10 protein-coding genes and 1 pseudogene are annotated in these 14,042 nt (G+C 72.0%); 5 read left to right on the forward strand and 6 right to left on the reverse strand.

Features of this window, described 5'->3' with window-relative positions; all coding sequences use genetic code 11:
- Positions 1 to 98 precede the first annotated feature (98 nt).
- A complete protein-coding gene (locus AB0M27_RS18115) occupies positions 99 to 917 on the reverse strand; it encodes a TetR family transcriptional regulator (RefSeq protein ID WP_365722821.1) in 819 nt (272 codons plus the stop codon).
- A 154-nt stretch (positions 918 to 1,071) separates the two neighbouring features.
- Positions 1,072 to 2,877, reverse strand: coding sequence for a 3-hydroxyacyl-CoA dehydrogenase family protein (locus tag AB0M27_RS18120; RefSeq protein WP_365722823.1), 1,806 nt, complete (start codon positions 2,875 to 2,877; stop codon positions 1,072 to 1,074).
- Between the two features lie 392 nt (positions 2,878 to 3,269).
- Between AB0M27_RS18120 and AB0M27_RS18125 the strand changes: the two genes are divergently transcribed.
- Entirely contained in the window at positions 3,270 to 3,854 is a 585-nt protein-coding gene (locus AB0M27_RS18125) for an adenylosuccinate lyase (RefSeq protein ID WP_365722825.1), read from the forward strand.
- Between the two features lie 7 nt (positions 3,855 to 3,861).
- Here the strand turns inward: AB0M27_RS18125 and AB0M27_RS18130 are convergent.
- The 4 genes and pseudogenes from AB0M27_RS18130 to AB0M27_RS18145 all read right to left on the reverse strand — a co-directional run.
- Positions 3,862 to 3,990, reverse strand: a pseudogene (locus tag AB0M27_RS18130) (GNAT family N-acetyltransferase); the annotation flags it as partial.
- A gap of 60 nt (positions 3,991 to 4,050) precedes the next feature.
- The gene (locus AB0M27_RS18135) at positions 4,051 to 4,476 is read right to left on the reverse strand and encodes a RidA family protein (protein ID WP_365722827.1); all 426 of its coding nucleotides are present in this window, start codon (positions 4,474 to 4,476) and stop codon (positions 4,051 to 4,053) included.
- Positions 4,477 to 4,547: 71 nt separating this feature from the next.
- Entirely contained in the window at positions 4,548 to 6,110 is a 1,563-nt protein-coding gene (locus AB0M27_RS18140; protein ID WP_365722829.1) for an alpha/beta hydrolase, read from the reverse strand.
- A gap of 175 nt (positions 6,111 to 6,285) precedes the next feature.
- Positions 6,286 to 7,326, reverse strand: a complete 1,041-nt coding sequence (locus AB0M27_RS18145) for an Rv2578c family radical SAM protein (protein WP_365722831.1) — start codon at positions 7,324 to 7,326, stop codon at positions 6,286 to 6,288.
- A gap of 160 nt (positions 7,327 to 7,486) precedes the next feature.
- Here AB0M27_RS18145 and AB0M27_RS18150 point away from each other — a divergent pair, with 160 nt between their 5' ends.
- The 4 genes from AB0M27_RS18150 (at position 7,487) to AB0M27_RS18165 (ending at position 13,964) form a co-directional block, all read left to right on the forward strand.
- Complete coding sequence (locus tag AB0M27_RS18150; protein ID WP_153545860.1) at positions 7,487 to 7,930, forward strand: SRPBCC family protein; 444 nt, start codon at positions 7,487 to 7,489, stop codon at positions 7,928 to 7,930.
- A gap of 152 nt (positions 7,931 to 8,082) precedes the next feature.
- Positions 8,083 to 10,479: an MFS transporter gene (locus tag AB0M27_RS18155; protein ID WP_365722833.1), complete on the forward strand. Its 2,397-nt coding sequence runs from the start codon at positions 8,083 to 8,085 to the stop codon at positions 10,477 to 10,479.
- Positions 10,480 to 10,645: 166 nt separating this feature from the next.
- Positions 10,646 to 13,102, forward strand: a complete 2,457-nt coding sequence (locus tag AB0M27_RS18160; protein WP_365722835.1) for a SpoIIE family protein phosphatase — start codon at positions 10,646 to 10,648, stop codon at positions 13,100 to 13,102.
- A 142-nt stretch (positions 13,103 to 13,244) separates the two neighbouring features.
- Entirely contained in the window at positions 13,245 to 13,964 is a 720-nt protein-coding gene (locus tag AB0M27_RS18165; RefSeq protein WP_365722837.1) for a methyltransferase domain-containing protein, read from the forward strand.
- Positions 13,965 to 14,042: the final 78 nt, after the last annotated feature.

Consider the following 14,042-nt stretch of genomic DNA (forward strand, 5'->3'; position numbering starts at 1 on the left):
GATCGAACGGTCTCTGAAATCTCCTCGAAAACGGGCCCTGACATGGCAAAACGGCCACCCGGTCGGGTGGCCGTCGTCACAGCGGGGCAGAAGCGGGCTCAGCGCTCCTTGAGTGCTTCCTCGATGGTCCGCATGACCTCGTCCAGCGGGGCGTCGGTGCGGGCGACCGTGACGAGCACCTCGCCGTGCGCGGAGGCCGTCGCGGTGGCGGTGGCGGCCGGCTTGGGGGCCGAGCCGCGTCCGGCGCCGATCCCGGTGCCGAACGTCTTCCGCACGATCGCGAAGGCGTGGTCGAGCTGCGCTTCGACGTCGCCCTGGCCGCCCGCCCGCAGCCAGCGTCTGAGGACGTGGTTGTGGGCGGTGACGACGGCGGAGGCGGCCACCTCGGCCAGCAACGGGTCGTCGTTGGCGTCGTCGGCGTGCGCGTGCTCGTCGAAGTGGCCCAGGAGATAGCGGGTGAAGAGGCGTTCGTAGCGGGCCACCGAGGCGATCTCGGCCTCCCTGAGGGTCGGCACCTCACGGGTCAGCTTGTAGCGGGCGACCGAGATCTCGGGGGCGGCCGCGTACATCCTCATGACTTCCTTGATGCCGCGGCACACGGTGTCGAGCGGGTGCTCGTGCGCGGGGGCGGCGTTGAGCACCGCCTCGGCGCGGATCAGCGTGTCGTCGTGGTCCGGGAAGATCGCCTCTTCCTTGGAGCGGAAGTGGCGGAAGAAGGTGCGGCGGGCGACTCCGGCGGCGGCCGCGATCTCGTCGACGGTGGTCGCCTCGTACCCCTTGGTCGCGAACAGCTCCATCGCTGCGGCCGCCAGTTCTCGGCGCATCTTGAGCCGCTGGGCGGCGGCGCGACTGCCTGCGGCACTTTCCGGCGCGTCGGGCGTAGCTGGTGTACGTGAGGACTTGGCGGGCTGGGACATGACCCGAACGTACTGCATGTGCGCAGTTCGGTGCGCGGGTGAGGGGTTTCCCCCGTCCCCGGGGCTTCCCCCGCCCCAGGAGGGCGGGGGTGCGTCCACCGGGTCGAGCAGCCCGCCCCAGTCCGTCTCCGTGTGGGACCAGTCGCCGGCGCCGTCAGCGGCGGGCATACTCGCGGAAGCCGCGGCCGGTCTTGCGGCCGAGGCAGCCCGCGGCCACCAGGTGCTCCAGCAGCGGGGCCGGGGCGAGACCGGGGTCGCGGAACTCGCGGTGCAGGACCTTCTCGATGGCCAGCGAGACGTCCAGGCCGACCACGTCCAGCAGCTCGAACGGCCCCATCGGGTAGCCGCCGCCGAGCTTCATCGCCGCGTCGACGTCGTCCAGGGACGCGTAGTGCTCCTCGACCATCTTGATCGCGTTGTTCAGGTACGGGAACAGCAGCGCGTTCACGATGAAGCCGGCCCGGTCGCCGCAGTCCACCGGGTGCTTCTTGATCTTCGCGCAGACCTCGCGGACGGTGGCGTGGACGTCGTCGGCGGTCAGCACGGTCCGCACGACCTCGACCAGCTTCATCGCCGGCGCCGGGTTGAAGAAGTGCATGCCGATCACGTCCTGCGGGCGCGAGGTGGCGCGGGCGCAGGCCACGACGGGCAGCGAGGAGGTGGTGGTGGCGAGGACCGCGCCGGGCTTGCAGACCTTGTCCAGCGTGGCGAACAGCTGCCGCTTGATCTCCAGGTCCTCGGCGATCGCCTCGACGGCCAGGCCGACCTCGGCGAAGGACTCGTAGGACCCGGCCGGGGTGATCCGGTCCAGGATCTGCGCGGCCGCCTCGGCGGTCAGCCGGCCCTTGTCGACAGAGCGCGAAAGCGACTTTCCGATCCTGGCCTTGGCAGCCTGGGCCTTCTCCTCGCTGCGGGCGGCCAGCACGACGTCGTAGCCCGCCTTGGCGAACACCTCGGCGATGCCGGAGGCCATGGTGCCGGAGCCGGCGACGCCGACGGAGCGGACTTCCCGCCCCTGAGCCGTCGCACCGTCCGCCGCCGGGGTCAGCGCGTCCGGCACGACCGTGGCGCTGCCCGGCGCCTCGTAGGTGTAGAAGCCGCGCCCGGACTTGCGGCCGGTCAGGCCCGCCTCGCTGAGCTGCTTCAGGATCGGGGCGGGGGCGTGCAGCCGGTCGCGGGACTCGGCGTACATGGCCTCCAGGACCGTACGCGCGGTGTCGATGCCGATGAGGTCCAGCAGCGCGAGCGGGCCCATCGGCAGGCCGCAGCCGAGCCGCATCGCCGCGTCGACGTCCTCGCGGGAGGCGTACCGGGCCTCGTACATCGCGGCGGCCTGGTTGAGGTAGCCGAAGAGCAGTCCGTCCGCGACGAAGCCGGGGCGGTCGCCGACCGCGACGGGCTCCTTGCCCAGCTCGATCGCGAGGTCGGTGACCGCGGCGACGGCGCCCGGAGCGGTCAGCACCGAGGAGACGATCTCGACCAGCTTCATGGCCGGCGCCGGGTTGAAGAAGTGCAGGCCGAGGACCCGCTCGGGGCGGGCCGAGTCGGCGGCGAGGCGGGTGACGGACAGGGCGTTGGTGCCGGTCGCGAGGATCGTCTCCGGGCGGACGACGCCGTCCAGCTCGCGGAAGATCTGTTGCTTGATCTCGTACGACTCCGGGACCACCTCGATGACGAGGTCGGCGTCGGCGGCCGCCGCGAGGTCGGTGGCGGTGCGGATACGGGCCAGGGCGTCGGTGCGCTCCTGCTCGGTGAGCCGGCCGCGCTCCACGCAGCCGGCGGTGCGGGCCTCCAGGGCGGCGACGCACCTCGCGGCCTGGGCCTCGCTGATGTCGATGCCGATCACCTCGCGGCCGGCCTTGGCGAGGACCTCGGTGATGCCGGTGCCCATGGTGCCGAGGCCGATGACGGCGATCGTCTTGAGCGGGGACAGGCTTGAGTCGGAAAGGGGAGTGGCCATCGCGGGACTCCAGAAATGAGGGTGACGACGAGGAGCGCGCCGGGTGCGCCGAGGGCGCACCGCGGAGCGGAAAGGGATGCGGGTGTTGCCGGGCTGCGAGCGCACACGCCCGGTGCTGCCGGGTGCCACGGGCGATGCACACGCCCGCCGACGGCCCTCGGCAGGGAATCCGACCGGCCCTGTCCCGGAGCCGGGTCGTACTGCGGTACGTCGTACCGAACCGACCAGCGCTTGCGATGGCTGCGTCACCAAACCATCGCCGGCGGAAGTGCGAGTGGGTAACTCGCTCGTCTGAGCTTAACCCGCGAGTAACGAGCACGCCAGACCTGAGTGCGGAACCGACTTTGTGATGTGGCTCCCTCGGGCCTCGCCACCCGCCTACGCTGGACTTCGTGGACGAAGAGTTGCGACCGCTCACGGAGCGCTTACGGCAGGAGTCGCACGGCTCGCCGGCGTTCGACCGGCTGCTGGCGACCGAGGACCACGACGAACTCGCGGAGGTGCTCACCGCGCCGGGACAGCCGCTGTGGGCGAGGGAACTGGCCGCGCTCCGGCTCGGCCTCGCCGGCGACCGGCGCGCCTTCGAGTCCCTGGTGCTCCTCCTCAACCACCGCGACCCCCCGCGCTGCGCCTCCGCCGCCCATGCCCTCGCCCGCCTGGGCGACCCCCGCACGGCCCGCGCCGCGGCGGCCCTCGCCACCAACGAACTCCGCGTCGCCTACGCCCTGCACCCGGTACGGCTCCTGACGGACCTGCGCGCCCCGGAGTCCGTGCCCGCTCTGATCACCACCCTGGAACGCCGCCTGCGCCCGCACGACCCCTACCGCCGCGTCGCCCTCGCCTGCGTGGAGGGCCTCGGCACTCTCGGCGATCCCCGCGCCCGCCGCGTCCTGAAGGAGGCCCTGGCCCATCCGGCACTCGCGGAGGCGGCGGTGCGGGCGCTGGCCCTCATCCCGCAGCAGAAAGAGGTCAGATGACACTCCGTCAGCCGGACGGTTCCCTGACGTACCGCACTTCGGGAACGGACACGCCGCCCGCCTCGAAGGGCTCCTCGGCACCGTCCGGCCGGAAACCGGCGCGCTCGTAGAAACGGCGGGCCGGGGCGTTGCCCCGGCGAGCCGGACACCGGTGAACGGGCCCGCCAGGGCTACCACCTGTGCAGCCCCTGCCCGCCTAGGAGCCCTGACCCGGCCCGCCCGGCTGGTCGCTCACCACCGCCAGCGCCTCGATCTCCATCAGGAACTCCGGAGCCACCAGCGCGGCCACCTGGACCGCGGAGGACGCCGGGAGGCGGTCGTCGGGTATGTGGGCGGCGCGGGCCGCGCGGATGGCCGGGAGGTGGGCCGTGTCCGTGACGAAGTAGGTCAGTTTCACCACATGTTCGAAGCCGGCGGCCGCCGCGGCCAGACAGCGCCTGAGGTTCTCGAAGACCTGGCGGGCCTGGGCCGCGGGGTCGCCCTTCCCGACCAGCTTGCCGTGCTCGTCCAGGGCGAGTTGGCCGGAGACGGCGACGAGGCGGCCGGTCGCCGAGACGACGTGGCTGTACTGGGTCGCGGGGGCCACGCCGTCGGGGGCGGGGATGCGGGTCGGTTCGGTCATGGCTCCATGGTGGCGCACGCCACTGACAACGCCCCGACCGGTCGCCGAGTTGCCCTGCCGGCGGACGCCGCCTAGCGGCGAAAGCCCAGCAGGCCGTGCAGGGCCGAGCCGCGCGACGACGTCGACGCCGCCTTCGTCGTCAGTGGTTTCGGGTCGGGTGACTTCGCACAGACCGCGTCGGCGACCCCCGCACCCCGCGGGACCTTGCCGTCCGTCAGGTACGCGGCCAGGTACTTGTCCAGGCAGGCGTTGCCGCTCAGCGTGATGCCGTGGTTGCCGCCGCCCTCCTCGACCACCAGGCTGGAGCGGGCGAGCAGCAGGTGGGCCGTGACACCGCCGGGGTACGGCGTGGCCGCGTCGTCCGTCGCCTGGAAGAGCAGCACCGGCGGCAACTCGGCGTTGGCGATGTTCACCGGCCTGCGCTTCGCGGTCGGCCAGAACGCACACGGTGCGTTGTACCAGGCGTTGTTCCAGGCCATGAAGGGCGCCTTGCCGTACACCTCCCAGGTCTCCGCGCGCCACCGGTTCCAGCTGCCGGGCCAGGAGGTGTCACGGCACTGCACCGCCGAGTAGACGCTGTAGCGGTTGTCCCCCGAGCCGTCCACCGCGCCGAAGTTCCGGTACGCCTCCACCAGCGGCCCGGTCTTCCTCTCGCGCACGTACGCCGCGAACGCCTCGGCGAGGTAGGGCCAGTAACCGTTGTAGTAGCTGCCGGGGATGAAGGTGTCCTCCAGCTCGGAGGCGCCCACCTTGCCGTCGGCCGGCTCCTTCGCCAGGGCCGTCCGCATCGCGTACCACTTGGCCTCGATCTTCTCGGGGTCCCTGCCCAGGTGGTACGTGGAGTCGTACCGGGCGATCCAGGCCATCAGCGCGCGATGGCGGTCGTTGAACGCGTAGTCCTGGCCGAGGTTGTCCGCGTACCAGACGCCGACCGGGTTGACGACCGAGTCCAGCACCAGGCGGCGGACCCGCATCGGGTACAGCTTCGCGTAGACCGCGCCGAGGTAGGTGCCGTAGGAGTAGCCGAAGTAGCTGATCCTCGGCGCGTCGAGCGCCTGGCGGATGGAGTCCATGTCGCGTACGGCGCTGACGGTGTCGATGTACGGCAGCACACCGGCGTACTCGCGGCGGCAGGCGGCGGCGAAGGACTTGGCGCGGGCGAGGTTGGTCCGCTCCAGCGCGGCCGTGGCGGGCAGGGTGTCCGGGCGCACCGACTTGAAGTGGCCCGGCGCGCAGTTCAGGGCCGGGCTGCTCCTGCCCACCCCGCGCGGGTCGAAGCCGACGATGTCGTACTGCGCGGCCACGTTCCGGGGCAGTGCCGAGGCGACGAATCCGGCGAGCGTCAGTCCGCTGACCCCGGGCCCGCCGGGGTTGACCAACAGCGGTCCCTGGGAGGTCTTCGCGGTGTGCGGGACGCGGGAGAGGGCGAGCGTGATCTGCCGGCCGGACGGCTTAGCGTGGTCCAACGGCACCTTCAGGGAGGCGCACTGGAGCATCGGATAGTCGCCGGTGCCGCACCTCTTCCAGGCGAGCCGCGCGGCGGGGGCGGCCGGGGCTCCGCGCGCGGGCAGAGCGGTGACCGAGCCCGCCAGCACGGCGGCGGCTGCGCACAGCACGGCTGCGCGTGTTCTCATGCGTCCTCCCGGGACGGCGGTGACGGCGGACAGCGAGGTCACATCTTCCGCCGCATCGTCCCGGAGCCGGCGCTCTGAAGAACGCGTTATAGGCATGGTTGACCCGATTGGGGCGACCGAAGCCCTCGAATGCCCTCACCCGAGGCCGGGCACCGCTCTCGGCCGGGCAACGTGCTCACATGAGGGTGAGCTGGGTCGGTTCGGCCACGGCCGGGGGCTCGGCGGGCCGTGCCGGGCGGATCCGGCGGTCCAGGCCCGGTCGGGTGGGCCCGATGCCGTACTCGTGTGCCAGCTCGTGCACCTGACGGGTGATCCGGCGCTGGTACCACTTGGGTGCGTAGGCGCCCTCCGCGTACAGCCGCTCGTAACGCCGCACCAGGTGCGGATGGCGCTGCCCCAGCCAGGCCATGAACCATTCCCGCGCGCCGGGCCGCAGATGCAGCACCAAGGGGGTGACGGAGGTGGCCCCGGCCGCCGCGATCGCCCGTACCGTGGCGCGCAGTTGAGCTGGATGGTCGCTCAGGAACGGGATGACCGGGGCCATCAGCACCCCGCAGCCGATGCCGTGTTCGCCCAGGGTGCGTACGACGTCCAGGCGGCGTTCCGGCGAGGGCGTGCCCGGCTCCACCGTGCGCCACAGCGCGGGGTCGAGGAAGCCGACGGAGACCGAGATGCCGATGTCCGTCACCTCGGCCGCCCGGACCAGCAGGTCCAGGTCGCGCAGGATCAGCGTGCCCTTGGTGAGGATCGAGAACGGGTTGGCGTGCTCGGTCAGGGCGGAGATGATGCCCGGCATCAGGTGGTAGCGGCCCTCGGCGCGCTGGTAGCAGTCGACGTTCGTGCCCATCGCCACGTGATCGCCCTGCCAGCGGCGGGAGGCGAGCTGGCGGCGCAGCACCTCGGGCGCGTTCACCTTGACGACGATCTGGCTGTCGAAGCCGATACCGGTGTCGAGGTCCAGATAGCTGTGCGTCTTCCTGGCGAAGCAGTACACGCACGCGTGCGTGCAGCCCCGGTACGGGTTGACGGTCCACTCGAACGGCATGCGGGAGGCTCCCGGCACCCGGTTGAGCACCGAGCGGGCCCGGACCTCGTGGAAGGTGATCCCTCTGAACTCGGGCGTGTCGAAGGTGCGGGTGGTGACGGCGTCGGCGCCGAACAGCGCGGTCTCGGCCCGGCCGTGTTCGCCCTCGCCCGTGAGGTTCTCCCAGCGCATGACGCCCTCCTCGCTAGCACTGCGCACACAATAGAACATGTGTTCCCATGATCGTGCGGTCCCAGGTGAGGACCCTTGACGGCGGCCCCCGATTTGGGCGGCCGGGCACCGGGGTGGTTGGCTTTCCCCAACCCCGAGAAACCAGGTGTGGAGGAACGCAATGGCGCAGGTCGAGGCCACTACGGAGCGGGTCGTCGCGGCGGACGCGGAGAAGGTGTTCGACGCCCTCGCCGACTACCGCGGCACGCGGCAGAAGCTGCTGCCCGAGCACTTCAGCGAGTACGAGGTCCGCGAGGGCGGCGACGGCGAGGGCACCCTCGTCCACTGGAAGCTCCAGGCCACCAGCAAGCGGGTGCGTGACTGCCTGCTGGAGGTCAGCGAGCCCACCGACGGCGAGCTGGTCGAGAAGGACCGCAACTCCTCCATGGTCACCACCTGGCGCGTGACCCCCGCCGGCGAGGGCAAGTCCCGGGTCGTCGTCACCACCACCTGGAAGGGCGCCGGCGGCATCGGCGGCTTCTTCGAGAAGACCTTCGCGCCCAAGGGTCTCGGCCGGATCTACGACGCCGTGCTCGCCAGGCTCGCCGCCGAGGTCGAGAAGTAGCTCCAAGGCTCCACCGGTGAAGGGGTTTTGTGCCCCTTCACTGGTTCGAGTGGATCTCCCTCTCGTCCGGAACGATGCCGTAACTCGTCGCAGTTGTTCACAGTTGACGCGTAACGCGGGATTTGTGACAGGTGTGACGAGGGGAGCGGTACGTGGGCGGCACGACACTCACGGAGCAGGAGCCGGTGGTGACACCGGCCGAGGAAGACACCGTCGCCGCGCCGCAGGCTCCCGCACCGGCCGCCGAACTCGGAGCGCCCCGCGTGCGGTTGGTGTTCTTCGGGCTGATGCTCGCCCTGCTCCTCGCGGCGCTCGACCAGATGATCGTCGCGACCGCGCTGCCCAAGATCGTCGGCGAACTGCACGGCCTGGACCGGATGTCCTGGGCGATCACCGCCTATCTGCTCACCTCCACCATCGGCCTGCCGCTCTACGGCAAGCTCGGTGACCTCTTCGGCCGCAAGGGCGTCTTCCAGTTCGCCATCGCCGTGTTCGTCGTCGGCTCCGCGCTCGCCGGCCGGGCGCAGTCCATGGACCAGCTGATCGCCTTCCGCGCGATCCAGGGCGTCGGCGCGGGCGGGCTCATGATCGGCGTGCAGGCGATCATCGCCGACGTCGTGCCGCCCCGGCAGCGCGGCCGCTACATGGGCCTGATCGGCGCGGCCTTCGGCCTCGCCTCCGTCGCCGGGCCCCTGCTCGGCGGCTACTTCACCGACCACCTCTCCTGGCGCTGGTGCTTCTACATCAACGTCCCCTTCGGACTGGTCACCCTCGTCGTCGTCACCCTCGTCCTGAAGCTCCCGAAGCCGCAGAGCCGAGGCCGCCTCGACGTCCTGGGCGCCCTGCTGCTCGCCGCCGCCTCCACCTGCCTGGTCCTGCTGACCAGTTGGGGCGGCACCGAGTACGCCTGGGACTCCCGGCAGATCACCGGCCTCGGCGCCGGCGCGTTCACGGCCGCCGTCCTCTTCCTCGTCGCCGAGCGGTTCGCCGCCGAACCCCTCATCCCGCTGCGGCTGTTCCGCGACTCCGTCTTCAACGTCAGCGGTCTGGTGGGCCTGGTGATCGGCGTCGCCCTGTTCGGCGCCGCCAGCTATCTGCCGACCTTCCTGCAGATGGTCGACGGGGCCAGCGCCACCGAGTCCGGGCTGCTGATGCTGCCCATGATGGCCGGGATCGTCGGGGCCTCCATCATCGGCGGGCAGCTCATCAGCCACACCGGCCGCTACAAGATCTTCCCCGTGCTGGGCGGAGCCGTCTCCGCCGTCGGCATGTGGCTGCTGTCCCGGCTCGAAGTGGACACCCCCCGGCCGCACTACAGCATCTGGATGGCCGTCCTCGGCGCCGGCATCGGCATGGTGATGCCCGTCCTCGTCCTCGCCGTGCAGAACTCCGTACGGCCCGCCGACCTCGGCACCGCCACCAGCGCCAACAACTACTTCCGGCAGATCGGCGGCAGCGTCGGCGCCGCGATCTTCGGCACCCTCTTCGCGAACCGGCTCACCTCCTCGCTGCACAAGGAGCTGCCCCCGCGCGCGGGCCCGGCGCTGCCCGATCCCGAGTCCATCACCCCGCAGCTCGTCCACGCGCTGCCCCCGGCGCTGCGGGACGCCTACATCCGCGCCTACGCCGACGCGATGCCCCGGATCTTCCTCTACCTCGTCCCGGTGCTCGTCCTCGGCCTGCTCATCGCCTTCTTCCTCAAGGAGAAACCCCTGGTGTCCCACCACACCGCCGAAACCGAGCCCGAGACCGTGAACACACCCATCCCGCAGGCCCGTTCCCCCTACGCCGCCGGAATTCCCGTATGCGGCACCGTCCAGCACCACGACGGCACCGTGGTGCCCCGCGCGGCGCTCACCCTCATCGACGTCGCCGGGCAGCAGATCGGGCGCGGCGCGAGCGGGGAGGACGGACGGTACGCGCTCAGCACGCCGGGCGCCGGGTCGTACGTGCTGATCGCCGCCGCCGGCGGGCACCAGCCGCAGGCTGTCTCCGTCACCGTCGGCGAACGGCCCGTCGAACTCGACGTCGTCCTCGGCGGCGCCGGTCGCCTCGCCGGCAGCGTGGTCACCGCCGACGGCACCCCCGTGCGCGACGCCACCGTCACCCTCACGAATGTGCACGGCGAGGTCGTCGCCGCCACCCGCAGCGGCCGCGAGGGCGGCTACGTCATCACCGAACTGGTCGCCGGCGAGTACACCCTCGCCGCCAGCGCTCCCGCCTTCCGCCCGGCCGCGCTCCCGGTCACCGTGCAGGCCGCCCGGGAGACCCGGCAGGACGTCGAACTCGCGGGCGGCGCCGTGCTGCGGGGCACGGTCCGGGCGAGCGGCGGCCGGCCCGTCGAGGACGCGCGCGTGACGCTCCTGGATGCCGCCGGCAACGTCGTCGACACCCTCACCACCGGAGCGGACGGAACGTTCCGGTTCGTCGACCTCTCCTCAGGCGAGTACACCGTCATCGCCGCCGGTTACCCGCCGGTCGCCACCGTGCTCCAGGTGGCCGGCGGCGGCCGTACCGAACGGGACCTGCAGCTGGGACACGAGGACTGACGAGGGCGCGCGGCGGCGGTGCTTGCAGGGCGCTGAGCTGCGCGCCGGTGCGATCCGGTGAAACCAATTCCAGGATTGCCACACATCGCGACCGGCCGCGGCCGTACCGTAGTGGCGGGCGGCACAGATCGTTTGCGTACAGCCGTGGGGAGAGAGGGCCTGGGCCATGGACCGTGGCAGCGAGCGGGACACACCTCCCGGGCGCGGCGTCGGCGACGCGGCGGCGGGCCGGATTCCGCTGGCCGTGGTCGTCGTCGACCGCGACGGCCTGGTGTCCCATTGGAGCAGCGGCGCACGGCGCCTGTTCGGCGTCGGCAGGGAGGAAGCCGTCGGGCGTGCCGCGGCCGACCTGCTGCCGGTCGCGGGTGCCCTCCCCGAGGTCATGCAGGGCGGCGCGATGCCGGACGCCTACGAGGAGTACGACGGTCTCGGCCCCGACCTGGAGGCCTCCCTCGGCGGGCACACCGCCTACGCCACCGCCGGCCGCGCCCGGCTCTTCCCGCACGAGCCGGGCGACGGCGGTGAGCGGCTCGACGTGCTGTGGTGGGCCTATCCGCTGGTCGGTCCGGGCCCGTCCCGGCTGCTCGTGCTCGCCGCCGACGCCACCCGGCTGCGCGACGAACTCGGCTACGACGACGAGACCGCCGAACGCATCTCGCCCGGCTTCGCCCGCCACACCGAGCTGCCCGCCTCCGACGAGCTCGAACGCCGGCTGCCCGAGATCCTGCCCAACATGGGCCCGGGCCACAGCGGCCGAATCGTCTCCCAGATGCTGGAACTGGGCTATCCGGTACTGGAGTTCAGCCAGTTCGACCGGGTGCCCGTCACCCCGTACTGGGGCGTGCCCCGCCGTCCCGGACGCAAGCGCACCGAGGCCGTCGTGCCCCCGCAGCGGACCACCCCGGCCGTCCTGGTCCCGGAAGGCGCCGAGCAGGACCTGGAGTACGCCGCCGTGCGCGAGCGGCTGGAGTTCCTCAACGAGGTCAGCTCCGCCATCGGCACCTCCCTCGACCTCGGCGAGACCATCCGCGAGGTCACCAGCGCCGCCGTACCCCGGTTCGCGGACTTCGCCGGCACCCATCTGCGCGCGGCCGTCCTCGCCGGCGAGGGCTTCCCGGACGGGCCGCCGGACGCGCAGACCGTGATGTTCCGGGTGTGGGTCGAGCACAACGACGAACCGGGCCGCTGGGACGACACCGTGCCCGTCGGCGAGGCCTTCGCCTTCCCCGAACACACCCCGTTCTACAAGTGCATGGTCACCGGCGAGCCGGTCCTCGTCCCCAGGGTCACCGAGGAACTGAGCGAGCGCATCGCCGGCGAGTTCGAGAAGCGGGACCTCAGGCCGCTCATCGGCGGGCGCTCACTGCTGATCGTGCCGCTCAAGGCCCGCAACGTCGTCCTGGGCTTCATGGTGCTGATGCGCCGCCCGGACCGCCCGGCCTTCGACGACATGGACCGCACCACCGGCGCCGAACTCGCCGCCCGCGCGGGCCTCGTGCTCGACAACGCCCGTATGTACACCTACCAGGAGAACGTCGCCGACACCCTGCAGGACAGCATGCTCCCGCAGGTGACCCCGCGGATGGCCGGCTGCGACATCGCCACCCGCTATCTGCCGGGCACCCGGCTCGGACGGATCGGCGGCGACTGGTTCGACACCATCAAGCTGCCCGGCTCGCGCACCGCCCTCGTGGTCGGCGACGTGATGGGCCACGGCCTCAACTCGGCCGCCATGATGGGCCAGTTGCGCACCGCCGTACAGACCATGGCGACCATGGAGACCCCGCCCGCCCAGCTCCTGCGCAACCTCGACGACCTCGCCCGCAGACTCGGCGACACCTACCTCGCCACCTGTCTGTACGCCGTCTACGACCCGATCCGCGGCGAACTGCACCTCGCCAACGCCGGACACATCCCGCCGGTGCTGGTGCGCGCCGAGGACGGCAGCAGCGAACTCCTCGACCTGCCCACCGGCGCCCCCATAGGCGTCGGCGGCGTGCCCTTCGAGGCCACCCGGGTCAAGGTCTCGCCCGGCGACCGGCTGGTGCTGTGCACCGACGGCCTGGTCGAGGTGCGCGGTTCCGACATCGGCGAGGGCCTCGCCGCGCTCTGCGAGTCCGCCGCACACCCCGCCGCCTCCATGGACGACGCCTGCGACACCATCATCCGCGCCCTGAACACGCGCGGCGGCCGCAAGGACGACGTCGCCCTGCTCATGGCCCGCCTCAACGGCGTCCCCGACGACCACGTCGCCGAATGGCGGCTGGACGCCGACCCGCGCGAGGTCGCCCGGTCCCGCCGCCTGGTCCGTGAACGGCTGCTGGAATGGGGTCTGCCGCAGGCCGTGGAGACCGCCGAGCTGCTGGTCAGCGAGGTCGTGACCAACGCCGTACGGCACGCCATGAGCGAGCCCGTCGGGCTGCGCGTGGTCCGCACCGACGCCCTGCTGTTCGAGGTCACCGACGACGAACCCGGGCTGCCCGAGATGCTGGCCGCGGAGCCGTACGACGAGTCGGGCCGCGGGCTGCGCGTGGTCAGCCGGCTGGCCCGGGAGTGGGGCGCCAGCGGCAGCGGGCACCGCAAGACCGTCTGGTTCGAACAGGCTCTCGCCGGACGGGGATGACCAGGGGGCGTGCGCTCTGCCGGCGTGCGCCCCCGCCGGTTGTCCGGGGCCCGTACATCCGGTGAAGGTGGCCTCCAGCCCCTTGCCCCGTTCCTGGCCCTCGCGATATCCCGATCACGGAACCGAACCGTGGGGAGAACGCATGAACGTCTCGGACAAGTACCGCAGCAATTGGGAGAGTTACTGGAGAGAGACCTCCGACGAGGCGGGCGAGGCGATCTGGGACTGCGATCCCGCCCTGTCCGCCGAACCGTACAGCGCCCTGCTCCTGCCCCATGCGGACCCGGCGCGCACCATCGTCGACCTCGGCTGCGGCAACGGCACCCAGACCCGCTACCTCGCGACCCGGTTCGCGCGTGCCCTCGGCGTCGACCTCTCGCACGCCGCCGTCGAGCACGCCCGCCGCGCCACGCAGGACGACGCCGTGGACTTCCAGCAGCTCGACCTCACCGACTCCGGGGCCGTACGCGCCCTGCACGAGCGCCTCGGCGACGTCAACGTCTTCATGCGAGCCGTCATCCACCAGAGTGAGCCCCAGGCGCGGCCCGCGGTCGCCGCCGCCGTCGCCGAGCTCATCGGCACCGAGGGCCGCGCGTTCGTCGTCGAACTCACCTCCGGTTCCCGGGACGTGCTGAAGCGCGCCGCGACCCAGGAGGGCGGCCCGGGGCCCAAGCTGCAGCGCGTCTTCCACCACGGGCTCAAGCCGGCCGACGCCGACGACACGGAGATCCCGCGCCTGCTCGGCGAGGCGGGTCTGAAGGTCCTCGCCGAGGGCGAGACCACCCTGCCGCAGACCGAGCACCTGACCGACGGCACCCGCATCGACCTGCCGGCCCACTGGTTCGTCCTCGCCGGTGCGTAGGCCCCACGACTGTGGAAACGGGCGGGCCCCCGGCCGCTCCTTCGGGGAGCGGCCGGGGGCCCGCGGCGGTTGTCGTAC

The sequence above is a fragment of the Streptomyces sp. NPDC052107 genome (genome assembly GCF_040680215.1).
In the GTDB taxonomy this organism is placed as follows: domain Bacteria; phylum Actinomycetota; class Actinomycetes; order Streptomycetales; family Streptomycetaceae; genus Streptomyces.